The 24446-nt window shown below is 73.1% G+C and carries 25 protein-coding genes; 10 read left to right on the top strand and 15 right to left on the bottom strand.

What is annotated here, in order from left to right:
- Positions 1-6: 6 nt before the first annotated feature.
- From ACIRBY_RS14895 to ACIRBY_RS14870, 6 genes are all read right to left on the bottom strand, one after another.
- Positions 7-1779, bottom strand: a complete 1773-nt coding sequence (locus tag ACIRBY_RS14895) for a hypothetical protein (protein WP_403900734.1) — start codon at positions 1777-1779, stop codon at positions 7-9.
- 3 nt (positions 1780-1782) lie between these two features.
- Positions 1783-2526 (bottom strand): 2OG-Fe(II) oxygenase, encoded by a 744-nt coding sequence (locus ACIRBY_RS14890; protein ID WP_403900732.1) that lies wholly within the window; start codon positions 2524-2526, stop codon positions 1783-1785.
- 2 nt (positions 2527-2528) lie between these two features.
- Positions 2529-3518 carry an NAD(+) synthase gene (gene nadE / locus ACIRBY_RS14885; RefSeq protein WP_403900730.1) on the bottom strand — a complete coding sequence of 330 codons (990 nt, stop codon included), beginning with the start codon at positions 3516-3518 and terminating at the stop codon, positions 2529-2531.
- Between the two features lie 389 nt (positions 3519-3907).
- Positions 3908-4141, bottom strand: coding sequence for a hypothetical protein (locus tag ACIRBY_RS14880; protein ID WP_403900728.1), 234 nt, complete (start codon positions 4139-4141; stop codon positions 3908-3910).
- Positions 4142-4296: 155 nt separating this feature from the next.
- Positions 4297-5661 (bottom strand): glycosyl hydrolase family 28-related protein, encoded by a 1365-nt coding sequence (locus tag ACIRBY_RS14875; RefSeq protein ID WP_403900726.1) that lies wholly within the window; start codon positions 5659-5661, stop codon positions 4297-4299.
- Positions 5662-6261: 600 nt separating this feature from the next.
- Positions 6262-7182: an oxidoreductase gene (locus ACIRBY_RS14870; protein ID WP_403900724.1), complete on the bottom strand. Its 921-nt coding sequence runs from the start codon at positions 7180-7182 to the stop codon at positions 6262-6264.
- A gap of 82 nt (positions 7183-7264) precedes the next feature.
- Here ACIRBY_RS14870 and ACIRBY_RS14865 point away from each other — a divergent pair, with 82 nt between their 5' ends.
- The 5 genes from ACIRBY_RS14865 to ACIRBY_RS14845 all read left to right on the top strand — a co-directional run bounded on the left by ACIRBY_RS14865 (position 7265) and on the right by ACIRBY_RS14845 (position 12021).
- Positions 7265-7855, top strand: coding sequence for a TetR/AcrR family transcriptional regulator (locus ACIRBY_RS14865; protein WP_403900722.1), 591 nt, complete (start codon positions 7265-7267; stop codon positions 7853-7855).
- Positions 7856-8002: 147 nt separating this feature from the next.
- On the top strand, positions 8003-9157 hold the full coding sequence (locus ACIRBY_RS14860) for an acyltransferase family protein (RefSeq protein ID WP_403900720.1): 1155 nt from the start codon (positions 8003-8005) through the stop codon (positions 9155-9157).
- Positions 9158-9269: 112 nt separating this feature from the next.
- The gene (locus ACIRBY_RS14855) at positions 9270-10115 is read left to right on the top strand and encodes a CPBP family intramembrane glutamic endopeptidase (protein WP_403900718.1); all 846 of its coding nucleotides are present in this window, start codon (positions 9270-9272) and stop codon (positions 10113-10115) included.
- Entirely contained in the window at positions 10112-11413 is a 1302-nt protein-coding gene (locus ACIRBY_RS14850; RefSeq protein ID WP_403900716.1) for a sensor domain-containing protein, read from the top strand. The genes ACIRBY_RS14855 and ACIRBY_RS14850 overlap by 4 nt, the downstream gene beginning before the upstream one ends.
- Positions 11377-12021 carry a response regulator gene (locus ACIRBY_RS14845; RefSeq protein ID WP_403900714.1) on the top strand — a complete coding sequence of 215 codons (645 nt, stop codon included), beginning with the start codon at positions 11377-11379 and terminating at the stop codon, positions 12019-12021. Before ACIRBY_RS14850 ends, ACIRBY_RS14845 begins: the two co-directional genes overlap by 37 nt.
- Here the strand turns inward: ACIRBY_RS14845 and ACIRBY_RS14840 are convergent.
- From ACIRBY_RS14840 to ACIRBY_RS14825, 4 genes are all read right to left on the bottom strand, one after another.
- The gene (locus ACIRBY_RS14840) at positions 12006-12644 is read right to left on the bottom strand and encodes an SMI1/KNR4 family protein (protein WP_403900712.1); all 639 of its coding nucleotides are present in this window, start codon (positions 12642-12644) and stop codon (positions 12006-12008) included. The genes ACIRBY_RS14845 and ACIRBY_RS14840 overlap by 16 nt on opposite strands.
- An 81-nt stretch (positions 12645-12725) precedes the next feature.
- Complete coding sequence (locus tag ACIRBY_RS14835) at positions 12726-13121, bottom strand: hypothetical protein (RefSeq protein ID WP_403900710.1); 396 nt, start codon at positions 13119-13121, stop codon at positions 12726-12728.
- 149 nt (positions 13122-13270) lie between these two features.
- Positions 13271-14923 carry an AAA family ATPase gene (locus ACIRBY_RS14830; protein ID WP_403900708.1) on the bottom strand — a complete coding sequence of 551 codons (1653 nt, stop codon included), beginning with the start codon at positions 14921-14923 and terminating at the stop codon, positions 13271-13273.
- A 239-nt stretch (positions 14924-15162) separates the two neighbouring features.
- Positions 15163-16245 carry a DUF6292 family protein gene (locus ACIRBY_RS14825; protein ID WP_403900706.1) on the bottom strand — a complete coding sequence of 361 codons (1083 nt, stop codon included), beginning with the start codon at positions 16243-16245 and terminating at the stop codon, positions 15163-15165.
- A 320-nt stretch (positions 16246-16565) separates the two neighbouring features.
- Between ACIRBY_RS14825 and ACIRBY_RS14820 the strand changes: the two genes are divergently transcribed.
- On the top strand, positions 16566-17039 hold the full coding sequence (locus ACIRBY_RS14820; protein WP_403900704.1) for a hypothetical protein: 474 nt from the start codon (positions 16566-16568) through the stop codon (positions 17037-17039).
- Positions 17040-17046: 7 nt separating this feature from the next.
- Here the strand turns inward: ACIRBY_RS14820 and ACIRBY_RS14815 are convergent, their stop codons facing one another.
- From ACIRBY_RS14815 to ACIRBY_RS14805, 3 genes are all read right to left on the bottom strand, one after another.
- Positions 17047-18300, bottom strand: a complete 1254-nt coding sequence (locus ACIRBY_RS14815; protein ID WP_403900702.1) for a sensor histidine kinase — start codon at positions 18298-18300, stop codon at positions 17047-17049.
- 13 nt (positions 18301-18313) lie between these two features.
- Positions 18314-19060 carry a two-component system response regulator CseB gene (gene cseB, locus ACIRBY_RS14810; protein WP_403900700.1) on the bottom strand — a complete coding sequence of 249 codons (747 nt, stop codon included), beginning with the start codon at positions 19058-19060 and terminating at the stop codon, positions 18314-18316.
- A 69-nt stretch (positions 19061-19129) separates the two neighbouring features.
- On the bottom strand, positions 19130-20047 hold the full coding sequence (locus ACIRBY_RS14805; RefSeq protein ID WP_403901131.1) for an endonuclease/exonuclease/phosphatase family protein: 918 nt from the start codon (positions 20045-20047) through the stop codon (positions 19130-19132).
- 254 nt (positions 20048-20301) lie between these two features.
- Between ACIRBY_RS14805 and ACIRBY_RS14800 the strand changes: the two genes are divergently transcribed.
- Entirely contained in the window at positions 20302-20889 is a 588-nt protein-coding gene (locus ACIRBY_RS14800; RefSeq protein WP_403900698.1) for a hypothetical protein, read from the top strand.
- Between the two features lie 178 nt (positions 20890-21067).
- On the opposite strand, the gene ACIRBY_RS14795 is transcribed toward ACIRBY_RS14800, so the two are convergent.
- On the bottom strand, positions 21068-21868 hold the full coding sequence (locus ACIRBY_RS14795) for a hypothetical protein (RefSeq protein ID WP_403900696.1): 801 nt from the start codon (positions 21866-21868) through the stop codon (positions 21068-21070).
- A gap of 237 nt (positions 21869-22105) precedes the next feature.
- Between ACIRBY_RS14795 and ACIRBY_RS14790 the strand changes: the two genes are divergently transcribed.
- Complete coding sequence (locus ACIRBY_RS14790; protein ID WP_403900694.1) at positions 22106-22828, top strand: NAD(P)H-binding protein; 723 nt, start codon at positions 22106-22108, stop codon at positions 22826-22828.
- A gap of 76 nt (positions 22829-22904) precedes the next feature.
- Positions 22905-23690, top strand: coding sequence for an SDR family NAD(P)-dependent oxidoreductase (locus ACIRBY_RS14785; RefSeq protein ID WP_403900692.1), 786 nt, complete (start codon positions 22905-22907; stop codon positions 23688-23690).
- Between the two features lie 12 nt (positions 23691-23702).
- Here ACIRBY_RS14785 and ACIRBY_RS14780 read toward each other — a convergent pair whose 3' ends face one another.
- The gene (locus ACIRBY_RS14780) at positions 23703-24056 is read right to left on the bottom strand and encodes a YrdB family protein (RefSeq protein ID WP_403900690.1); all 354 of its coding nucleotides are present in this window, start codon (positions 24054-24056) and stop codon (positions 23703-23705) included.
- 246 nt (positions 24057-24302) lie between these two features.
- Between ACIRBY_RS14780 and ACIRBY_RS14775 the strand changes: the two genes are divergently transcribed.
- A complete protein-coding gene (locus ACIRBY_RS14775) occupies positions 24303-24446 on the top strand; it encodes a hypothetical protein (RefSeq protein ID WP_403900688.1) in 144 nt (47 codons plus the stop codon).

The raw sequence follows: 24446 nt of genomic DNA, 5'->3' as shown, positions 1-24446 counted from the left end.
CCCTCGTCACTCCGACCGGGTCGGGGACGGCGGATTCCTCAGCATCCGGTGCACCTGGGACCCCGCGGCGAACGGAAGCTCCCCGGTACGACGCCGGTACCCGTCGCACACGTCCGACAGCGGCTGTCCGTCGGGATGCCCGAGCGCGTTCAGGAACTGGCGCACGGCCGCGCACGCATCGCCCACGCGCAGCCCGGTCCTGGCGAAGAACGTGGCGTTCGCCGACCACAGCCGGTGGGCGAGAGCGCACACCTGTGTCGAAGGGATGGACGCCCTGGAGCCGAGGTCCACGAAGGGCGGCAGGTACGGCGCCCGGGCGACGAGTCCGCCCGGGCCCTGCACCACCAGCCCGCTGTCGTCGGCACCCACCAGGAGGTCCCTGAGATCGAGGAGGTCCATCGGCCGGGGTCGGTCCGGTTCGATCACGGACATCAGGGAAACCGTCCGCGATATCCCTATGCCGGCGCCTTCGAGCAGGGCCGAGGCGTAGTCGATGGTGGCGCCCGTCCAGATGTCGTCGTCCACGAGGACGACCGACTTCGCCGCGATCGCCGCCACCTGTTCCTGCGGGCTGGGCCACCCCGGGCGCGCGACCATCCCGTGCGCGCGCAGCTGCGCGTCGAACGGGTGGAACACGCGCGACAGGCCCAGCCGGTGGGTCGCCGGGGTCGAGGTGTCCAGGGAGACGACGACGTTGCCGGCGCAGAGCTCGCGGGCCGCCTCCCTCTGCCTTTCATGGCTCAGGAGGTCGATCGTGACCGGCGTCCCTCCGACACCGGACAGACCGGCCTCGATGCTCGTGAGGGCGCTGTGGGTGAACTCGGCGAGGGCGGGCTCGAGGACCCTCCTCGGCACCGACTCGCGCCAACGCCTCGTCGCCCACTCCAGATCGTCCCGCACGGCGTACCGGCGAACGGCTTGAGCCCCGACACCGGCACCACCGCCACCGCCACCACCGCCACCGCGCCGGCCGGATGCGCGATCCGCCGGTGCGGAGGTCGTTGCCGCCGCGGCGCGGACCTTCGTGGAGGACAGGAAGGCGGACCTGGGGAAGGCAGGGGCGACGAGCACCCTCTTCTCCTGCAGGGCGGACGCCATCCCGGGGTCTTCGCGGACGTCGGCGAGCCGGCGTTCACAGCCTCCTCGCGCGACGATCACGCAGCGGCCGTGCCTGACGAAGCACCGGGCGAACTCCGCGTTGTCGGCGCCGACGACCAGCACCACGTCGCACTCCGCGTCCCAGGACCGGCGCAGGTGGTTCTGGAGGCGGAGCAGGACCGTGGTGAAGTTGACGGGGTTGGCCACCCACGTCGACTCCCACGGGCACGCCATGATCCAGTCATGCCGTGCGAGCTCCTCGTGGATGAGCGCGAGGCGCTCATCGGCCGGCACCGCCTCGTGCGACAGCTTGACCGATACGTACCGGTCGTGGCTGGGAGACAGGTAGGCGCCCGCCACGTGCTCTCCGTGCGCTTCGAGCGCCCGGCGCGCGCTCAGCAGCATGTCCACATGTCCCTGATGAACCGGGGAGAACGCCCCGGTGGCCAGCAGGACGAGCGGCCTGGTTCGGCCCGGACCCCTGGTCAGTTTGTGAACGGGCGTGCAGAAGAACGGCTCCCCCGTTGCCTCCCGCACGTCCTCGCTGGTCGACCCGTCGTCGAAGTATCCGGTGCTCTGCAGGGCCGGTGCGCCCCACTCCGTGATCACGTCCCGGTAGAAGGGGTCACGCCACGCGTGTTCCTCCTCCGCGGACACGACCACCGATGATGCGAGTGCCATGCGTCAGGCCGGACCCGTCGGCCCGTAGAGCACATCGGTTCTGAGGATCGTCTTCGTGCCTTCGACGAGGGGGGCCGAGTCGTGGAGCGTCCGGTGCCAGAAGACGAGCGCGTCGCCCGGTACGGGGTGGTACGCGGTCAGTACCTCCTCGGGCTTCGCGACCCGCTGCCAGTCCGAGAAGTCCCGCTCTGCGAAGGGAAGGCCGTTCTGCCGGTCGGCGATGAACCGCGTTTCTCCCCCCACGGCCTCGTACGACAAGTAGACGACCACCGTCAGGAGGGTCCGCGTTCCGTCCGGGGCGCAGTAGGGCGCATCGTAGTGCGGGACGAGCAGTCCGCCGCGCTCGTACCTGATGAACCGCATCCGCGGATTGACGGACAGCGGCTTCCAGGACCTTCCCTCCGTATCGGTCGGGTCGCCGGGCTCCACCTCCAGCGACAGGCACGACCGGAGCCGTCGGTGGAATTCCGCCGCCAGGGCGCCGGAGTCGGCCGTGGCGCGAAGGGAACCGACCGGATCGCCCGGGGAGTAGTGGGCGAGAATGCCGTCCCGGCCGGTCGGAACGAGCTGCTGGGCGGCGAGCTCGGCCGAGAGGAGTTCCGCTTCGGCCGGGGTGAGGAAGTTTCCGATCACCGTGGCGTCGACGTGCGGAAGGTGCGACACGGTCGGGGCCCATGACCCGTCGGCCGAGATGCCGCGCTCCGTGTCCGGGGACAGGGAAAAGGGATTGACCGCCGTTCCTGCCATGGTCAGTCCTCCACGCCGGCGTCGCCGTGGCCGTGGCTCCAGCCGCCCGGGACGGCGGAAGGCAGCACGTTGAGGTGTACGGCCGGACTGCCGGCCACGTACTTGTGCGCGTTGAAGGAATGGAGGGACTCCAGGCGGGTCGCCATCTCCTCGAATGCGAGGCGGGCCGGCTCCGGCCAGCCCGTCGCCCGCCGCTCCCGCTCGTCGGACGGGAGCGTGAGCCAGTTGAGGTAGAGCTCGACGAAGTCGTACGGGGTTCCGAAGACGTCTTCGTCCGTGCGCCCGTCGTACATGTCACCGGTGGGAACGGCGTCGATGACCGAGCGGGGCAGGTCCAGGTGGCGGGCCAGCGCGTACACCTCGCTCTTGTGCAGGTCGGCGATGGGCTGGACGTCGACCATCGCGTCGGACGCCTTGCCGAAGAAGCCCAGGTAGGCGCCCTCGTCGCGGTTCGTGGTGCCCAGCAGGATGGCGGCGTGCCCGCGCTCGGTGAGCGTGCTGACGGCGTAGTAGAAGGCCGGCGTGCGTATGTAGCTGGCGAGCTGCCCCGAGGCCCAACCGGCTCCGGGGAGGGGCAGATCCGCGTCCACCGCGCTCTTGAGGGCCGCGTGCGCCCCGGTCAGGTCGACCAGCAGGGGCGTCAGGCCCAACGCGTCACAGACCTCCCGGCCGCGCTTCACCCCGTCGGACTGTCCTGTCGCGGCGGAGGTGTCGTGGATCGGCGCCATCACCGGAACGACGTTCACGAGCGGCGAGCCGGGCGTCGTGCGGGCGGCCTCCGCGATGGCCAGGACGACGGCCGAGTCGACACCGCCGGACAGGCCCACGACGACGGAGTCGAGGCCGTTGTGCCGCAAGTACCCGTTCAGTACCCGGCACTTCTCGCGGAGGTGGTCGGCCGCGTCGAACGCCCGGACCGCACGCACGTCGGAGAGGCAGTCGAGGAGGGCGGGGTGCAGGGCGGAGAACGGGGGCGGACTGGCGTGGCGCACGGGGTGTTCCTAGCGGGATGCGTCGTCGGGGTGAGGGGGAACGCGCGTGATCGCGGTGTGATGGATGACGACTGCGCGGGGAGCGGGAACCCCCACCGTTATCGTCATGCTGACGATATTAGACGGAGTCGAAGCCGCGAAGCAAGCCGTGACGGCGCGCGCTCACCTGAACCGGTGCGGCCCGGCGCGGGCCCGGGCGGCCGCGAAGGGTCGCCGGAAGCCGGGTCGGACGGACGGACAGACGGACGCCCCGAAGGCGGCTCCTGCGCGGGAGCACGGCCACAGCGGGTTCCGGTCTTCGGGACGCCCAGGGGCGGAACGCGGTTCCACACCCTCCCGGGTACGGACGTCGAGGGGGACACCCAGGGTCCCGCCGCGGGCCGGCCGGCTCAGCGCCGAGTGGAGCGGGGCCTCCTGTCGCGCCCCGCGTCCGGGTCGTCCTCCGCCCGGGGCAACGGGCTGTGCCCCTCGGAGTGGTCGTTGACCCAGCCGCAGAGCGCGCAGGCATAGCGGCCGTTCAGCCCGGCGATGAGCGTCCCGCACTGCCGGCACTCCTGCTCCGTGATCTCCAAGGCGTCCAGGAGTCGCGACGGGTCCTTGGGCGAGCCGGGTCGAGTGTCCATTCCCGCAGGCTAGCGGCCGTGGCTCACGGGGACCACCCGCACCGGTTCGTGCGGTACCAAGGCCCGTCGGGCCCCCGCTGCGCGGCCGCCCCGCACCTGCCGCGGTTCATCGTGCCGCTTCCGCGTACGCCGGGCGCCGTGGACGCGTCGGGCGGTCAGGCGTTGAGCGCGGACCAGAGCCACTGGCCGCCGACCCGGACGTAGAGCCGCTTGTTCGCGGAGTCCACGGCCATGGTGCCGTCCAGGGGCTGCCGGGTGAAGGAGGCGTCGGTGACCGGGCCCGGCACCAGCCGCAGGGGCGGGTTCGGCGCGTTCTTGACGGGGATCGTCCCGGTCGCCTGGGCGCCGGTGCTGCCGTAGCTGTTCTCCACCCGGAAGTCGCCGGTCGACGACTGCTCGTAGTAGATGTGCGTGCCGGTCGGCGCGGTGGTGTAGAGCCCGACGACGTTGCGCAGCACGGCGGTGGAGCCCGGGCCCGAGTAGAGCGCGACGCCCGCGTTGACGGTGGCCTTGTCCCGGTTGGCGATGACCACGTTCTCCAGCGCGCTGGCGCTCGCCGCCCAGCTGATGATGTTCCGCGCGGTGGCCGGGGTGCCCGCGGCGAAGTCGCCGGCGTAGCAGTAGATGTTGGTGGCGTAGACGTGCCGGCAGCCCGCGTCGGTCTTCAGGTGCGGGCCGCCCTGCATGCGGGAGGTCTCGAACTTGCAGTCCGTGAGGTAGACGCCGTTGGGGTTGTTGGTGGTGACGGCGCCCTGGCCGATCCACAGCGCGCCGGTGCCGAAGGCCTCCAGGCGGCAGCCGATGAAGTGGATCTGGTTGATGTTGTCCTTGCTGTGGCCCCAGGCGCCCTCGGTGGCGGAGGAGGCGTTGCGCAGCCAGATGTTGGGCTGGGTCGTGCTGGCGGTGGTGCCGGTGCAGTCCTCGATGACCAGGTTGTAGAAGCGGGAGTCCCAGAACTCCACGGCGTCGATGCACATGTCCCTGTTCGAGGTCATGAAGACGTCGCGAAAGTAGGAGTTGTTGTTGTAGTAGAGCTCCAGCAGCAGGCCGGTCTTGCCGTTGCCGTTGAAGCCGAGGTTCTCCACGGCGCAGTAGCGGCGGTGGGTGGAGCCGGTGGAGTAGGCCGCTCCGGTGCCGGACATCCGCAGCAGGATGCCGTCGCCGCCCTTGATCAGCATCGAGGCCTTCGCCCCGGCGCCGGCCAGGCGGATGCCGTCGGCCTTGAGGGCCAGCGCGGGTGCGCCGGCTGCGGGCTTGACCAGGTACTTGCCGACGGGGAAGTACACGGTGCCGCCGCCGGCCGCGGCCGCCGCGTCGAGTGCGCGCTGGACGGCGGCGGTGTCGTCGGCGGAGCCGTCGCCGACCGCGCCGTGGTTCTTGACGTCGAACCAGTCCGGCGTCCCGGCGGCCGCGGTCGCCGCGGCGGCCGTACCGGTGCCGGATATCAGCGCGGTCCCGGTGAGCCCGGCCACCGCTCCGGTGAGCAGTGCGCGGCGGGCCTTCTTGTGCTGTTCGGTCATGGTCTCCCCCTGGTGACGACGGACAACGGGGATGATCTTGCCATCCGGCGGTGACAACGGCCGGGAGGTGCGGTTCGGCCCAAGTGTCGTGGGCGGCAGGGGGTTGGGCGCCGGCATTCCGCCGTGTGGCCCCCCTCGCGGGTCACGGCGCGCCGGGTCCGTGCCGCCTGCCATCGGCCCCCTCGCATCCCCGCATGGCCCCGCGCGCCCCGGGGCGACCGGGGTAGCGTGGCGGGATATGAGCGAGGTCGCGGAAGCCAGAGGTCCGAAGGTCCCACCGAGTTTCCCTCCCAAGTCGCCCCCGCCGCAGAGGAAGCCCGTCGAGGCACCGCGGCCGCGGCCGGCGACCAAGCCGAAGTCCGCCGCCGGGCACCCGCCGCGGCTCGGGGCCGCCGTACGGGGAACGCTCGGCGTCGCCGCCCGGGGAACGCTCGGCGTCGCCGGCCGGGGGACCCTCGGCGTCGCCGCCCGGAGTTGACCGGCAGGACCCGCCGCCCCGGCCCCCGCGAGCGCGCGGCGACGTCGCGCCCCCCCCAATCCCCCGGAGGCGGCACCTGCGGCGCCCGCGGCAGCGCGGGGCGCGGACTGCCGCCCGCGGGTTCATCCCCGTCCGTGACCCGTCGGCGGCGCGGCGAACCGGACCTGGGTGAGCTCTTCGGAGAGGTCCCAGAGCCGGCCGGCCCGCGCGTCGTCCTGGGCGTACGGGCTGCGCCGGGCGGGGGCCGGGTGCCCGCGCAGTTCGCCGCGGCCGTCCGGGCCGGTGTAGCTGTCTCCGGGCAGCGGCTGGGTCGCGGCGTAGAGGGAGGGCAGTGCGCCCATGGTGTCGGGCTGGGCGACGAGGCGGTTGGCGACGGCCATCATCAGGCGCTGGCCCGCGCCGGCGGTGCGCCCTTGGAGGCTGGTGGCCGCGTAGCCGGGGTGGACGGCGTGCGCGGTCACGGGGGAGCCGGCCCGGGTCAGCCGCCGCTGGAGTTCGCGGGTGAAGAGCAGGTTGGCCAGCTTGGACTGCTGGTAGGCGCGCCACGGGCGGTAGGAGCGCTCGGAGTTGATGTCGTCGAAGTCGATGTCCACGCCCGGTCTGCGGTGGGCGTTGGAGGCGACGGTGACGACCCGGTCGGTGAGGTGCGGGAGCAGGAGGTTGGTGAGGGCGAAGGGGCCGAGGTGGTTGGTGGCGAACTGCATCTCGAACCCGTCGGCGCTGCGCGCCTCGGGGACGGCCATGACGCCGGCGTTGTTGACGAGGACGTCGAGGGGGCGGTCCCAGGCGTCGGCGAAGGCGCGGACGGAGGAGAGGCTGGAGAGGTCCAGGGGGCGCACTTCGGTACTGCCGGGCAGGGTCGAGGCCACCTGCCGGCCTCGGGCGGTGTCGCGGACGGCGAGGACCACATGGGCTCCGGCCCGGGCCAGTTCCCTGGCCGTGACGGTACCGAGGCCGCTGGTGGCCCCGGTGACCACGACGGTCCTGCCGGTCAGCGGGGGCAGGTCGGCGGCGGTCCAGTGGGTGCGGTGCGGTGTGTTCATGGCTCCACGCTGACACCGCGCCCTCAATGTTGTCAATGGACACATAGTTTCCACTGGAAACATTTCCGCGTACGATGGCCCCATGCAGGAGCGCAGCTACCACCACGGCAACCTCAGGACGGCCCTACTGGAGGAGGCGGAGCGCTCCGTCGTCGCGCACGGCGCCGCAGCGCTGTCCCTGCGGGAGATCGCCCGGGCCATCGGCGTCAGCCACACCGCGCCGAGGCGGCACTTCCCCGACCGGACGGCCCTCCTGGACGCACTGGCGCAGCGCGGTTTCGACACCCTCGCCCTGCGGCTGACCGAGGCGATCTCCGCCGCCGGGCCCACCTTCGAGGAAAGGCTCCGGGCCGTCGCCCACACCTACGTCGGCTACGCCGAGGGGCGGATGCCGCTCGTCGAGCTGATGTACGCGAGCAAGCACGGGGCGGAAACCCTGGCGGCGCCCGGCGCCGCACGTGCCGCGTACGCGATCCCGTACGCCGTGATCGAGGAAGCCGCGGGCGCCGGCGAGCTCGCCGGCGGACTCACCCCGCAGGCCGCGGCCCGCCTGGTCTTCGCGGCGGTCCACGGACTCGCCGTCCTGCTCAGCACGGGCATGATCGCCTCCGACGACACCCCGGACGTCGTGGACGCCGCGGTCGACGGCCTCCTGGGGGGCCTGAGGCCTTGATCCGCCCCGGGCGGCGCCGGAGCGCCTCCGGCCCGCTTCGCCGACCGGCGGATTTCCCTGTGGACCGCCTGTGAACCCAGGGTAAAGTCCCGAGGACTTTACGCATCGGTAATCGGACGACAGTGCGATCAAGGGGGCGGGCGAAAGGTGAGGACGCGGAGAACGGAGGAACGGGCCCAGCGCTTGGCGGTCCTCGACGGCATACGGGTCCTCGCCGCGCTGGCCGTCCTCTTCTACCACTACACGGTCCTGGCCAGCGCCTGGGGCGAGCCGACCACCGCCGTCTTCCCCGTCGCCCGCCGGTTCGCCGTCTACGGCTGGCTCGGCGTCGAAATCTTCTTCCTCGTCAGCGGGTTCGTCATCTGCATGAGCGCCTGGGGCCGCGGCCTGGGCGACTTCGCGGTGTCGCGGGCCGCCCGGCTCTTCCCCGCCTACTGGGCGGCCGTGGCCGTCACTTCGCTGGTGCTGCTCGCCTGGCCCGAGGTGCGGTCGATCACGAACTACACCGACGTGGTGGTGAACCTGTCGATGCTGCAGGGCGGCCTCGGGGTCCCGCACGTCGACGACGCGTACTGGACGCTCTTCGTGGAGCTCAAGTTCTACGCGCTGTTCGCGCTCCTCGTCCTGCGCGGGGTGACGTACCGCGGCTGCCTCCTCTTCTGCGGAGTCTGGACCGCGGCGGGCGTGGTGGCCCCCACCGTCGACGACGGGGTGCTGTCCTTCTTCGCCATGCCGTCCGCGTCCCCGTACTTCATCGCCGGCATGGCCTTCCACCTGATGCGCCGCTTCGGGCCGAACGCCGTCCTGTGGCTCGTCGTCGGCGTCCAGCTCCTCCTCGCGCAGCACTACGTGCACGACCGCATGGCCTCCAGCCTCGGCCGGGCCGCCGCCGACCAGACCCCCGTCTGGCCGGCCCACGTGGTGATCCTGCTGGGCTTCGCCGTCATGGCCGCCCTCGCGCTCGGCGCCCTGGACCGCGTCCGGTGGCGCTGGCTCCCGCACGCCGGCGCGGTCAGCTACCCGCTCTACCTGATCCACATGATGGTGGGGCTGACCGTCATCCACCACTTCCGCGACCGTGTGGCCCCCGTGCCGCTGGTCCTCGCCACCACCGGCGGCATGCTGGTGCTCGCCTGGCTCCTCCACCGGCTCGTCGAACGCCCGCTGGGCCGGCGGCTGGGCGCCGCACTGCGCCGCGGGATCCACGACGTCCGCGTGGCGACCCCGCCCCGGCCCGCCCTCACCGCACTGCCCGCGCAGCCCTCCGGCCCCGAGGCGGAGCGCTTCCCCGCCGGGCGGTAGCCCCGGGGTGCATCCAGGTCCACCCCGGTCCGGTTGCCAGGTGCAGGGGCCCGCCGGGCTCCGGGCGGCATCGTGGTCCGCGTACGGGTTCACGGACGGACGGGGAGGGCACATGGGACGCAAGGTGCGCAGGGGGCGTAGGAACGGGGACGGGGCGGGGCGCGCCGGGGTGTGGGCGGTGGGCGGCGTGTTCACCGCCGTGGCCTTCGTGGCGGCCGGGGCGTTGGGGGCGGCACAGCCCCGGACCGGGATACCGGAAGAGGTCGTACAGCTCACCCAGTTCGGGCCGGCCCTCGCGGTGGGAGCGGTCGCGGTGTTCCGGCGCCGGCGGACCCGTGAGCTGCTACGGGACGCCGCGGCGACGGCAGCGGGCGCCCGGCCCCTCGGCGGTGCGCTGCTGCTCGGTGCGGCCGGGCTGATCGTCGCGCTCTCCGTGCTCGGGTGCTACGCGGTCGGCGGGGAGGCGGGCTTCACGCCGCCGGGGTCGCTCCACCATTCCTTCGCGCTGATCGCCGTGGCGCAGCTGGTGGGGGCGTGCGGGGAGGAGGTCGGCTGGCGCTGCTTCCTCCAGCCGCTGCTGCGCACCCGTCTGGGCGTGCTCGCCTCCTCGGTGACGGTGGGTGTGCTCTGGGGGGCCTGGCACGTGCCGGTCTTCGCGCAGGCACCCGCCTACGCCGCCGGGTTCCTCGTGGCCACCACGGCGATGTCGGTGCTCCTGGGCATCGCGCTCGACGGCGTGGGCGGGTGGCGGCGGCTGCTGCTCGCCGGCGGCTTCCACACGCTGGTCAACCTCGGACTGCTCCTCTTCCTGGACGAGGAGTCGGGAGCGGTCCCGCCCATGCTCTGCTTCGGGCTGTCCTGCCTGGTCGTGGCCGCGTCGGCGGCCGCGCCGGGCGCCGGCCGGCGGGCACCGGAACCGGCGGCGGCGCCCGGACCGACTACCCTGCACGGGACATGAGTGCGAAACCCCGCCCGCTGCGTGCGGCGTTGTCCCGCCGCGCGGCCGCCGTCGGCCGGTGCCAGCTCGCCGGTCTGCTGGGCCTGCGGGTGGCGCTCGCTGGAGCGGGCGTCGTGGGAGCCCTGCTGCTGCTCCCCGTCGGACTGGGCCTGCGGCTGCTGCCGCCCGCCGCGGCCGCGCTGCGCCGGTGCGGCGACCGCGCCCGGCAGCGGGCGGAGCGGTGGTCGGGGGTGCGGATCACCGCGCCCGATCCGCTCCCGCGGACCGCGGGGGCCCGCGAGGTCCTGGCCGACGCGGGGTTCTGGCGGGACCTGTCCTGGGCGTGGCTGGAGCCGGTGGTGGGCGGCCTACTGGTCGCCGTACCACCGGTCCTGGTGGTACAGGGGCTGTTCGGGGTCGTCGTGCAGCCGTTCGTGTGGCGGCTGTTGGACGACGGTGGCAACTGGTACGCCTTCGTGCCCGTGCACAGCACCGGCCTGATGCTCGCGGCGCTCGTGCTGGGCCTCGGCTTCACCGCGGCGGGACTGCTCCTCGCCCCGCCCGTCCTGCGCCTGCACGCCCGGTGGGGACGGCGGCTGCTCGCGGCCCCGCGCATCACCGAACTCCGGCGCCGCGTCGGACAGCTGACGGACAGCCGGGCCGAGGTCCTGGACGGGCAGGCGGCCGAACTGCGGCGCATCGAGCGGGACCTGCACGACGGCGCCCAGGCACGGCTCGTCGCCCTCGGGATGCGCCTGGACAGCGCGACCCGGCTGCTGGAGACCGACCCGCCGGCCGCCCGGGCCGCGCTGCTGGAGGTGCGCGAGCTGTCCGGTCGGGCCCTGGAGGACCTGCGCGGCCTGGTCCGGGGCATTCAGCCGCCGGTCCTCGTCGACCGCGGCCTGGGCGACGCCGTGCGCTCCCTGGCCCTCGACAGCTTCCTCGACGTGGACGTCGAGGTCCGGATGGCGGGCCGGCTGCCGGCCGCCGTCGAATCGGCCGCCTACTTCGCCGTCAACGAGCTGCTGGCCAACGCCGCGAAGCACTCCGGTGCCGGCCGCGTGGACATACGCCTCGCGCACGACGACGCGGGCCGCCCGGGCGACGGGGACGCCGGCGGCCCGCGGCTGCGCGTCACCGTCACCGACGACGGCCGCGGCGGTGCGGACCCCTCCCGGGGGACCGGGCTGCTCGGCGTCCGGGGGCGATTGGCTACCTTCGACGGGAGCCTCGTCCTGCACAGCCCGCAGGGCGGCCCGACCACCGTCACCCTGGAGATCCCGTGCGCGTCGTCCTTGCCGAAGACCTCTTCCTGCTGAGGGACGGCCTGGTCCGCACGCTCACCGAGCACGGCTTCGACGTCGTCGCCGCGGTGGACAACGGCCCCGGCCTGCTGCGCGCCCTGCTGGAGGAGCGGCCGGACGTGGCGGTCGTCGACGTGCGCCTGCCGCCGACCCACACCGACGAGGGCCTCCAGGCCGCCCTGGAGGCCCGGCGCCGCCACCGCGGTCTGCCGGTGCTCGTGCTCTCGCAGTACGTCGACCAGCTCTACGCGAACGAGCTCCTGTCGAGCGACGACGGCGCGGTGGGCTACCTGCTGAAGGACCGGGTCACCGACACCGGCCAGTTCGTCGACGCCGTACGCCGGGTCGCCGCGGGCGGCACCGTCCTGGACCCGCAGGTGATCGGACGGCTGCTGTCGCGCGGCGCGGCCCGCGGCACCCTCGCCGCCCTCACCCCGCGCGAACGCGACGTCCTGGAGCTGATGGCGGAGGGCCGCTCCAACGCCGCCATCGCGGGGGCCCTCCACTTCAGCGAGAGCGCCGTCGCCAAGCACACCGCGAGCATCTTCGGGAAACTCGGCATAGCCCCCTCGGCCGAGGACAACCGGCGCGTCCTCGCCGTCCTCGCCTACCTGAGGCGCTGAAGGCGCTGAAGGCGCAGGCGCCGCCGGAACTCCGCTTCGTCCGCGGCCCGGGGGCCCCAGGGGGCGGTCGCGACGGTCGCCGGGGAGGTGAGGCCGAGCGCCCGGTTGTCCTTGCCGTCCCGCATGTGGTCGAGCCAGCGTTCGTACCAGCTCAGGAAGTCCCGGGCCGAGGAGACGTTCGCCTGCCGGAAGCCCTCCGCGTTGCCGGTGAGCACGCGGCCGGTGAGGGGCCCGGTGACCCCGATGAGGCACAGATCGCTGCAGCCCGTCTCGATGACGTGGAGGAACCGGTCCCCTCGCAGCGCGTCCGGGTGGTCCTCGTGGTGGAATCCCCGCGGTGAGCCGTCCGGCGGCTGCCGGTCCATGGTGTACAGCCTGCACTCCTCCAGCGGAAGCAGGCCGTAGAACGGGCCGGCGCCGCTGCCGCCGACTTCTGCGAGGAACTGCCGGTAGGCCGGCGGCAACACGAGGCGGTGTTCGCGCTCGAAGTCGTCCACCCGCGCGGAACCGACGCGCGGGCCGACGCGAAAGCCATGGCGCTCGGCGCCCATCGAATGACTGCGCTGCGGCTGGTACGGCACCCTCGCCAACTTGGAGCGGATGCGCACGGTACGGGAATCCATCGGAGGATCTCTTCTCTCGTCCGGCGCCACCCTACCGGCGGCCGACGGCGGCACCCGTCGGTCCGCACGGGCGCGAACCGCTCACTCCGACGGGGACCGGCCGACCAGACGCCCGTCGAGGACGACCTCCAGCCAGGTGTAGCAGTCACCGGTCCACAGCCCGACCTGCGCCCCGCACCCCGCGCACGCCAGGTTCGGCCCGTCGTACCCGCCCGGCCCGCAGCAGCCGCCCCAGCGGCTCGCGACCTTCGCGGTGCCGACCAGATCGCCCGGGCTCAACACCAGGTCGCCCCCCGGCCCCTGCCCCGCCCGGGACCTGCGGAAGCCCTTGGGCAGCGGGCCCCAGGTGATGCGTCCCGGCTGCGGGTCGCGGGCGAAGGTACCCGCCGCCATCCTGGGCGGACAGGGGTCCACCGGGGAGTCGAGCGGCGTCCACGTCTCGTCCTCCGCCGGCGGCTCCACCTCGCGCACCGGCACCGACAGCCGGCCACCACACACGACACAGGAGAAAACCTCCGCCCCACCCGCCCCCATACCGTCCCTCTCGCCCTTCGTCGCCGGCCGCCGAAACCTCCCCACGACCCTGGCACACCCCGGGCGCCGGTGAGGAACGGCGCTGCTGCGGCTCAGGCTTCCGGAGCGGCCGAGGGACGGGGTTGAGCACTTTCGGTGAGTTCTTGATGGGCATCCATGACGTCGCCCACGTGCAGCGTGGTGACCTCTTCCTGTGACGGCACTCCGGTGCTGCCGTAGTGGTCGAAGACGCGCAGGTCCCGGGCTGCAGCGGCCTTCCGCGCGAGTTCGCGGGCGAAGCGGCCGTTGCCGAGCTGGTCGATCAGGCCCTGGGTGACGGCCAGGTCGCATGACGTGCGCAGCGCGACAGCCGCCTCCTCCGTGAGCGAATCCCCCTGGGAGGCCAGGAACGACTCCGCGATCAGCACCAGCTCGTCGGTCCCATAGGCAGGGAAGTCCACCCGCGTGTTGAACCGCGACGCCAGTCCCGGGTTGGTGGACAGGAGCTCGGCGATCTCATCCGGATAGCCTGCCAGGACGACGACGAGGCGGTGCCTGTCGTCCTCTGCCCGCTTGAGCAGTACCTGCAGCGCCTCCTTCCCGAAGGCGTCACCACCCGAGTAGCCGGTGTTGGACAGCGCGTAGGCCTCGTCGATGAAGAGGACTCCGTCCAGCGCCCGGTCGATGGCCTGGGACGTCTTGACCGCCGTCTCTCCGAGGTGCTGTCCCACGAGGTCGACGCGCTGCACCTCGACGACATGGCCCCGCTCCAGCAGGCCCAGCCCGGCGAAGACCTGGCCGACGACACGGGCGACCGTGGTCTTGCCCGTGCCGGGCGGCCCGGCGAACACGAGATGCTGGGGAGCCGGTGCCCCGGCCAGACCCTGGCTTCTGCGCACCGCCGCCATCCTCAGCTGCGCCGACAGACTCCGCACTTGGCGCTTCACCGGAGCCAGGCCGATCATCGCGTCGAGTTCGGCCATGGCCTCGTCCAACAGCTCCGAACGCTCGTCTTCGCTCAGGGCGGCGCCGGAGGACCCCTCACGATCCCGCGTCGCGGCGGCGGCCCGGGCCGGGACGCGTACGGCGGGCGAGGGCGACGCCTTTGCGCGCTGGGCCACATCGCCCAGGCCCGGGCTGTACCGGAACGCCGTCTGGAAGTGCTTCAGCGCTTCCTCAGCCTGGCCCAGCTGCTCATGGGCGCGGCCGCGCAGATAGAAGATCTCACCGAGGAAGGCGGCGTCGTCACCGAGGGCCTGAGGAAGGGGATCCAGCACATTGAGCGCTTCGTGGGAAACGCCTTGGGCGATGAGGCCTGCCGCGACGTAAAGCTGCGACTCGTCCCGCAGCAGTGATTCCCGGATGCCCTCGGCGAACGTCAGAAGGAGCGGCCAGTCCTTCTTCAGGGCGGCGTATCGTGCGCAGACGAACCGGGTCTCGTCACAGTCGAGCACGGCGTGGGAAAGCATGTTCCAGGCCTGGTCGAGCTGCCCGTCGTCCAGGAGTTGCGCCACCCGCGCCAGCCAGAGGTCGCGGAGCGTCTCCAGACGGAAGTTCACGTAGCCCCCGATCCGGAACCGGGAGGACAACGGTGTCTGGAGCTTCGTTCGCAGGGCACCGAAGTGCTGGGCCTGACCGTGCATCGTTTCGACCGCCCGGTCCGGGAGCTGTCCGGCGGCATGGAGCCCCAGCCAGGCATCGGCCGCGAGCGGATTGTGCTCGACGGCGACACGGAAGGACTCGACCGCGGCGGTCCGGTCGCCCATCCCCAGCTGTGCGACCCCTCGGAGCCAGGCCTGTTCGCACTTCTGGATCGAACGCCGTGATACGTACGGCCCTTGCACCGAGGTCTCCTCTGCTGTCGTCAGGTGGTTCGGGATCCGCCCACGCGGAAACACGCGCGCCGATCGCATCGTCAAGTAATACCTGAGAGTTGCCTTCACCAAGGAGGGGGAACCCGTCGGCCGCCCCTGCGGACCCGACGGCCGACTGCTGCGCGCCCGCCCTATTCGGCCCGGTCGACCTCCATGTCCACGTCGGCCGTCGCCATGGGACGTTCGGTGCCCCGTCGCTGATCCTGCAGGGCGGCGAGCAGCTCCTCGGGCTCGGGCTTCAACCCGCCGCCCAGGTAGCGGATCCCGTCGCCAACGGGCGCGGTCTCCGTGTGCTTGCCCATGGGGTGTCTGCGGTTGGTCGCGGTCCGCCACCCGAAGCGCGAGTCCCACACCAGGGCCGCGGCCGGCTGGTCGGCGTCGAGCGGCACGGCGGTGGCGAAGTGCTCTCCGCCTACCCGGCGCATCTCCACCCGGACCCGCTGGGCGATACCGGAAGTGGCGAGGAAGTCGGCGGTGCGCTGCAGGTACGGCAGGACGCTGCGGGCGCGCAGTTCGCGCTCGGCCATCACGATGGCGCCGCGGTGGGTGCTGGTGGGGTAGCCCAGCCGGAGGGCGGCGGTCCTCGGGTCCAGGCCGGGCCGGGCCTCGACGAGGTCGGCGATCCGCCGGCCGCGCAGGGTGACCAGGCCGGACTGTGCGGTGGGGAACTTGGCGATGCCGAGGGTGCCCGCGACGGACTCCAGGGTGACGGCGGGGTCTGCGTCCAGGAGCTCTGCGATCCGTGCCGGGATCTGGTCGCGGGGGATCATGTCGCCGCTGCCTTCGGGACGGCCGCCGCCGGAGCCTCGGCCGGGGCGGTTGTTCTTGTACGCGAGGACCAGTCGGCGGGGCCAGTGCTCGATGCCCGTGGGGCCTTCGGGTACGAGGACCATGCCGTCGACCAGGTCTTGGTGGCGCTTGTACCCGCTCCAGGTCGCGGGGCTGACGTCGAGCAGCCGCGCGGCCTCGTGGCGGTCCAGGAGGTCCTCGTCGTCATCGGCCTGGGGCAGTTCGGGGACCGGACGGCCGGCGTAGTAGGCCCTGGTCTGTTCGGCGTCCCAGAGCTGCGCCCGCGAGGTGGGCGAGCTGATCGGCACCGGGTGGCCTTCCGCCGCGTATGGCCTCTGGTTTCGAAGGGTGGCCGGCTTCTTGCCGAGGGCTTCGGCCAGGTCGGACATGGTCTGGACGTGCTTCAGGCGTCCGGCGCGGATCATTTTCTGCTCCTCTGCCACACAGTGGCGGGTGTTCACGGCTCCCCGGCCAACGGGATGTCAGGGGAAGGGCCTGCACGGAGAGGAGGACATGCTCCGTCCTCCAGGAGGTCGGCGTGCGCCGTGTCGGAGGGTGAGGCTCCCCCCACCCGGCCACAAAAAAACATCACCCGGCTTGCATCACCGGGTGTTCAGTCCGCCGATCGGCGACGCGCGGAACATCCGGCCCGACGAACGGCCATACGTGTGACATCCGTACTGGAAGGACAGTTCATGTCTTTGGGTGACTTGGGGACGGCGGATAGCTCCGTCTGCTCGCGTGCATGACGCCTCTGCCGGAGGTGCTGGACCACGCCCTTGAAGCGATGGGCAGCGCTGAAGAGGAGATAGGGCGGCAGAACGAGCGTCTCCAACGAATCCTCGACCCCCTGCAGGGGAGCGCAGGACACTCGCGGGAGATCCTCAGCGAAGCGCGCGTCTACCGGGATCCGGAGGGGCTCGTCGAGCGATACTGCTTTCCCCTGTGGGCGGATTACGAGTTCGAGGTCGAGTACCACTCGGCGGACAGGTTCTTCACGCGGCTTTGGTTCGTTCGCGCGGCAGGAAGTGCGGTGCCCGCCGGAGAGCCGACGCCATGGACCTGGCTCAAGGACGAGACGCTCCAGCGGTACGAGGACGTCAAAGAACTCACCCTGTGGCTTCCCTACGAAACCTATGACGTCCTCGATCCACAGGACGGCAAGTGCTGCTTCCTGCGCTTCGGATGGCACGTACTGCAGGAGATCGACGAAATGTGAGATCCCCTCAGCCCGGCGCCCCCGGCAGGTCCAGGGTGGCGACCGCGCCTCCCTCCGGGGCGTTGGCGAAGGTGAGGCGGGCGCCGAGGACGGCCGCCTGCCCGAGGGCGATGGTCAGGCCGAGGCCGTGTCCCCGGCCCCGTTCGGCCGACCCGGTGCGGAAGCGCTGCGGGCCCTCGGCGAGCAGGGTGGGCGGGTAGCCCGGCCCGTGGTCGCGTACGACGATCCGCGCGCCGGTGACGGTGACCTCCACCGGGGCCGCCCCGTGGCGGTGCGCGTTCGCGACGAGGTTGACCACGATCCGCTCCACCCGGCGCGGGTCGGTCTCGACCGCCCGGGCGTCCTCCGCCGCCTCCAGCAGGGCGGCCGTGCCGGTCCGCCCGACCACGTCGGCGACGAGTTCGCCCAGGGGCACCAGGTCGGTGCGGGGCCGCTCGGCGCCGGCGTCGAGCCGGGAGACCTCCAGGAGGTCCTCGACCAGCCCGCTCAGCGCCCGGGCCCGGTCGCGTACGAGGGCGGCCGCCTCGTCGTCCTCCGGCAGCAGCCCCGCGGCGGTGGTCAGGCCCATCAGCGGGGTCCTCAGCTCGTGCGCGACGTCCGCGGTGAACCGCCGCTCGCCCTCCAGCTTCCGCTGGAGGGCCGCCGCCATCTCGTCCATGGCGGCGGCCATCTCGGAGATCTCGTCGCGGGCCCGCCCGGCCGGCCCGATGCGGGCGTCGAGGTCTCCGTCGGCGATGGCCCGGGCGGTACGGGCGCCCCGGCGCAGCCGGCGGTTCATGGGCTCGGTGGCCAGGGCGGCGAGGGGGACCACGACCGCGAGGGCGGCGAGCACGGCCTTGACGATGCTGCGGTCGAGCAGTTGCAGGGCCCGGACCTCGAAGCTCATGTCGGTCCGGGCGACGAGCACCCGCCCGCCCTCCACGGGCATCGCCGCCCACAGCCAGAACGAGTTGGGCGGCTCGCGGTCGTACCAGGTCGCGTACGGGTCGGCCGGCGCCTTGGCCGCCAGGGCCCGCGCGAGGGGCGGGTCGAGCTGCTCGGGCCGCAGGACCTGGACGTCGAGCGGGGTCCTGCCCGTACGGGCGTACTCGCTCTCGGCGGCGCCCAGCCGGGCGACGACGCGATCGGCGCCCGTCCGCTCGCTGCGGTCCGCCATCGAGCGGTGGACGAGCACGCCGACCACCGCGGCCACCGCGCAGCACGCGGCGGCGGTCAGCGCGGCGATCTTCCAGCGCAGGGCGCGGGGGTTGGGGAACGCCATGGGCCGGCCCTCCCTATCCGCGGACGAGTTTGTAGCCGAAGCCCCGTACCGTCTCGATCCGGTCGGCGCCGATCTTCTTGCGCAGCCGCAGCACGCACAGGTCCACGACGCGGGTGTCGCCCTCCCAGCCGTAGTCCCACACCTCGCGCAGCAGCCGGCGGCGGTCGAGCACGGTGCCGGGGGCCGACGCGAACTCCAGCAGCAGGCGCAGTTCGGTGGGGGTCAGCGGGACGGTCCGCCCGCCGCGCCGCACCTCCAGGCCGAGGGTGTCCACGGTCAGGTCCCCGAAGACCAGCGTGCCCCCGGCCGGCGCGGTGGCGGCGGGCGCGGCCGACGGTCCGGTCCCCCGGCCGGCCGGCTCCTGCGGCGGGCGGAAGGTCGCGCGGCGCAGCAGGGTCCGGATCCGGGCGACGAGGACGCTCGTGTCCACGGGTTTGACGACGTAGTCGTCGGCGCCCGCCTCCAGTCCGGCGACCACGTCGAGGGCGTCGCCGCGTGCGGACATCATCAGGACCGGGACCGGGCTCTCCTCGCGGACCCGCCGGCACAGGCCGATGCCGTCGAGCTCGGGCAGCATCACGTCCACGATCAGCAGGTCGTGCGCGCCCGTCCGGTGGGCCTCCAGTCCGGCGAGCCCGTCCGCGGCCGGGGTGACGCGGTAGCCGTAGCGCTCCAGGGACAGCTGCACCGCGCGGCGGATGGTGTCGTCGTCCTCGACGAGCAGGACACTGACGAGTTCCGGGACCGGGATTGCCGACATGCCGCCTTCTCGCTCATACGTACGGGTTGTGGGGTCCACCGTAGCCAAAGGGTGTACGGGACGTGCCCGTCAGAGCCGGACGGAGGCCGCGACGGGCAGGTGGTCGCTGCCGGTGGCCGGCAGGGTCCAGGCGGAGACCGGGGCCATCCCCTTGAGCAGGACCTGGTCGATGCGGACCATCGGGAACGCGGCCGGCCAGGTGAAGCCGAAGCCGGCGCCGGACTCCCGCTGCGCGGAGCGCAGCCCGGAGGTGGCCGGGCGGAGCGCCGGGTCCTCGGCCGTCCCGTTGAAGTCGCCCACCACCAGGACCCGGGGCAGCGGCTCCGCCCGCAGGGCCTCGCCCAGCTTCCGGGCCGAGTCGTCGCGGCGCCCGGTGGCGAAACCGGCGTCCGCGGTGACGCGTACGGAGGCGAGGTGGACGGCGTAGACGGCCACGGGCCCGCGGGGGGTGTCGACGGCGGCCCGCACCGCGCGCGTCCACGGCATGATCGGCACGGTCTCCACCCCGTCCAGCGGGTACCGGCTCCACAGTCCGACGCCGAGGTGCACCGAGCGGTACGGGTAGCGGGCGGCCAGCTCGCGCTCGTACACGCCTGCCGAGGCGGCGGACAGTTCCTGCAGCGCGAGGACGTCCGCCCCCGACGCCGCGAGTGCCCGGGCGGTCCGCGCGGGATCGGGGTTGTTCTCGTCCACGTTGTGGCTCACCACGGTCAGCTCCCCGCCGCCGCCCCGCTTGTCGGCGAGCGTGCCGGCGAACAGACAGCCCCAGGCGACCGCGGGCAGCAGGGCGGCGGCCACCGCGAGCCGGGAGCGGAGCACGAGCGCGGCCGCGAGGAGCACGGGCACGCTCAGACCGGTCCAGGGGAGGAAGGTCCGCAGCAGGCTGCCGGGATGGCCGGCCCCGTTCGGTACGAGGCCGTGCAGCAGCATCAGCAGGACGCACCCCACCGCGACGGCCGCGACGACCCGGCCGGGGGTGCGGCGCATGGCGGCGGGGGCGGAGACATCGGCCGGGGCATCGGCGGGGGCGGGGGCATCGGCGGGGGCCGGGCGCACGGTGACGGGCGGGCCGGTGACGTTCGAAGTACTCACACCGGAAGGCTCCAGGAGCCCCGCTTCGACCCGGTCAGGGCTCCGCTTCGACGACCTCACAGCTGTGCTTCAAACGTGTATCGGCACGGGCACCGAGCGCTCCGCGGCCCCGCGGGCGAAAGCGACAACCGACCTTGCAGGATGGGGGGATGACGACCATCACGAAGACGAGGGCCCGGTTCGGGATGCTGCCGTTGGCGGTGGTGCTCCTGCTGGCGGCGGGGTGCGGAACGCAGCGGGCGGAGGGGGCCGCCGACGCCGCCGGACGGCGCCCGGATTCCGAACCGTCCGGCACACCGGTCCCGAGTGCACCGCGCGACTTCGCCTGCCCCGGCGAGAGCCCGGCGCCCACGGACACCGCGGACGCCGCTTCCCCCGCCTCACCCCCCGATCACTACGCCGAAAACCACGCGTTCAGGATCCCCCTCCCCCTGCACGGCCAGAGCCGCTGCGACGGGCTGGCGGCCGCCGGACGTGTCGAGAAGGCACTCGAACCGCTCCGCCGGCGCGGAGACTTCGCGCCGGAGAGCGTCCGCAGCACGCTCATGGGCCTCGGCTACGGCGAAGGACAGGTCCGCGCGTCCCGGAACGGCCCCACCGGGGTCGGCTTCCTCATCGACATCGGTTCCTCGCCGTGGTGCGTGGAGGGCACGATGAGCAGCGACTCCGCCAAGGCGGACGCCTTCGGCGGCTACCCCGACGGCACCCACTGCGAGCCCCCGAGGGGCGGGCACTGACCGCATGCGTCCCCCTGTTCAAGCAGCCGGGCCGCACCCCTGCGCCCCACCCCCGCATGTCGACGACGCCCGCCCCGACCCGGGCCGCGATGCGGCCGAGGTCCGTAGCGCAAGACCAGCACATGGATTCATGGCCCCGAACGGTTGACGGCCCACCCGACGGTGTTGCCCGGGTCGTTCAGCGGCCGAGGGCGGTGCGGAGGGTGATGCCGTGGTGGGTGCGCAGGCGGCGGACCTCCCAGAACGAAAGGCCGGTCACCGACAGCGGGCCGCCGAGCATGAACGTGTACAGCACCTCCGGCGGCGCGGCCACGTCGGGCCCGTTGATCAGCTGGAACGTGAAGAGGGACCAGACCAGCAGGGGCGACAGCAGTGCCGGGAGCAGTTGGTGGACGTCCGCCGTGCGGAAGCAGGAGAAGACGCACGTGTAGGCGATGACGACCGTGTAGGGGATCGAGGCGATCAGGACGACGAGGCCGAGCAGCCACCCGATCACCATGGTCAGGAAGGCGAGGATCGCGGCGGTGATCCCGGTGCCGATGATCGAGGAGTAGAAGTCCTTGATCTCTCCCCCGCTGGTCAGGTCGCCCGTGATGGCCGCGAAGGAGAGCCACATCAGGGCGGGGCCCAGGGCGAGCGCGAGCAGCGACACGATCGGTCCCAGCAGGCGCCGGGAGAAGGTGCGGCGCCGTTCCGGGGTGCCGGCGATGAGGAAGGCGGCGATGCCGAGGATGCTGCCGACCACCAGGATGCCGCAGGAGATGCCCAGTTCGACGAGCTTGCCGACGAAGAAATCCTGCCCGCCCACGGCGAGCGGGTAGGCCACGACGAGCCAGACGGCCGCGACGATGCCGAGGACGGTGCGCAGGCGCTGCATCCGGGTGATGAGCCTGTCCTCGGGGCGTTCGGCCGCGGTGGGTCCGGCGTGTCCCATCGCCGATTGGAAGAACTCGCCGATCATCGTGCTGCTGCCGCTCATATGGCGTTCCCCCGAGTGCCGCTGCCTCTGCCTGTGCCTGTGCTCTGTGTGCCGCGTGGGGCACCTGCGCACCACCACAAACGTCGAACACCCTATCGGGACTCGTTCGCATCCCCTTCCGTGCCGGACCGGTGGCGTACGGACGGGGCGCCTCCGGGTCCCGCCGGAATACCCGTACGGATGTGGCATCCTGCGGGGACTCCGGCGGGCCGGCCGCCGGCGGCGGAAAGGATCCCCGTGACCCGCAGCGCGCTCCTGGTCGGAGCCACCGGACTGGTCGGCGGACAACTGCTGGCGCGGCTGCTGCGCGACCCGCGCTACGACCGCGTCACCGTACTGGCCCGCCGTCCGCTCGGCCTCGAACACCCGCGGCTGGACGCCCGGGTGGTGGACTTCGCCGCGCTCGGGGCCGACGACCTGCCGACCGCACCGGGCGGGGCGGACGTGTACGGCGCGCTGGGCACGACCATCCGGCAGGCCGGCTCGCAGGAGGCCTTCCGCGAGGTGGACCAGCACCACACCGTACGGGTGGCCGAGCTGGCCCGGGACGCGGGCGCCGAGCGGATCGCCGTGGTCTCCTCGGTCGGTGCCGGATCCGGCTCCCGGGCCTTCTACCTGCGCGTCAAGGGGGACATGGAGGCGGCGGTGACGGCCCTGGGCTACCGGCAGACCGAGTTCTTCCGGCCCTCCTTCATCCTCGGCCACCGCCCCTCGCACCGCCGGGGCGAGGGGCTCGGCGGCTCCGCCGCGACCGTGCTGGCCCCGCTGATGGTCGGGCCCGGCCGCCCCTACCGGCCGGTGCCCGCGGGCCGGCTGGCCGCCGCGATGATCGCCGTGCTGGCCGAGGACCTGCCCGGCGTCCGGGTCCGCACCTACGACGACTTCCTGGCCCTCGCGCCGGAACCGGGTGCGGCGCCCGCCGCGGCGGTCGCGCCCGCCACGGCAGTCGACCGGGCGTAACCCCGGCCGCACGGCGCTCGTTGGGGAGGCCGGCGGCCGGGAGGGACCCGGCCCCGGCGAGCGGAGGCGGTGCGCCGTGCAGGCTGGCGGACTGGTCGATCTGACCGGCAGGTCGTGCCTGGTCACGGGCGCGGCCAGCGGCATCGGACGGGCCACCGCGACCCTCTTCGCCCGGCTCGGAGCCCGGGTCACGGCCGTCGACCTGGACACGGCGGGGCTGACCGCGCTGCGCCGCGACTGCGCCGACCGGGGGGAACCGTACGAGGTGACCGTGGTGACCGGGGACGTCTCCCGGCCCGAGGACGCCGAGCGGATGACCGGCGCCGCGGTGGCGGCGGGCGGCGGGCTGGACGTGCTGGTCGCCAACGCCGGGATCCTGCCGCTGTCGGACCTGCTGGAGACCAGCGCCGAGGACTGGGACCGGGTGATGGCCGTCGACGGCCGCGGGATGTTCCTCTCCTGCAAGTACGCCATCGCGCAGATGGCCGGGCAGGAGACCGGCGGGTCCGTCGTGTGCGTCTCCTCGATCTCCGGCCTGGCCGGCCAGGCCCGTCAGGCCGCCTACGGGCCCGCCAAGTTCGTCGCCTCCGGGCTCACCAAACACCTCGCGGTGGAGTGGGCCGGACGCCGCATCAGGGTCAACGCGGTGGCCCCGGGGACCATTCGCACCGAGCGCGTCCGGCGCCTCGTGGACGAGCCCGGCGGCCCCGAGTACCTCGACCGCGTCACGGCCCTCCATCCGGTGGGCCGCCTCGGCGAGCCGGAGGAGGTGGCCCGCGCCATCGCCTTCCTCGCCTCCGACGCCGCCTCGTTCATCACCGGCGCCGTCCTCCCCGTCGACGGCGGCTACCTGGCCCAGTAGCGGGCGGCGGGGCTATTTCCGGTGCAGGCGGTCCAGTTCCCCGAGGGTGGTGTTGACGACGGCCACCGCGGCGAAGACGAGGGCGGGACGCGTGCGGCCGAGGGAGTAGAGGGCGGCCGCGGCGGATCCGAAGAACAGGGCCTTGACCACGAGGACGGCCGCGAGCGGCACCGCGAAGGTCGCCTTGGGCGCGGCGAACAGCCCCCAGGCGGTGGCGGCGAGGGCGGGTGCTCCCACGGCCGGCAGGATGCGTACGGCGGTGTTCTGGCCGGTGGACCACCCCCACCAGCCCAGCAGGGCCAGTCCGGCCAACTCCATGAAGAAGGCCAGGCCTTCGTTGACCACGTGGAGCGGGGTGGGAAGCATCGGCCGGAGTCCCTTCGTGGCGGGCGGCGAACGGTCGATGCATTACAACAGGCCGGATGCAGTCATGAACAGGCCAAGCGCTGACCTGGTTCGCCCACCTCCTGGACGACGGCGGCCCGTGAGGCCGGGGCCGGGCGTGGGCGTCTGAGGGCGGCCGCTCGACGCCCTCACCGGCATGAGAAGCTTCACGCCATCGACGTCGAGATCGACGGCCACTGCCAGAGCGGTGAGCCCCTCCACGCCGACGTGACCGCGTTCCTGCTGGCCCGCGGGGCGGATCCGCTCCGCAGCACCCGGGGCGTGCTCCCGGCCGACGAGGCGGAGCGGCGCGGGCACTGGCTGGCCGCGGAGCTCATACGGGCCCGGGTCGCAAGGCCGTCCGCCACCTGA

Origin of the sequence: Streptomyces sp. NPDC096136 (assembly GCF_044763325.1) — a bacterium.
Taxonomy (GTDB): Bacteria; Actinomycetota; Actinomycetes; order Streptomycetales; family Streptomycetaceae; genus Streptomyces.
Note: the sequence above shows the minus strand (reverse complement) of the source record. Positions and strands in the feature narration are given on the sequence as shown.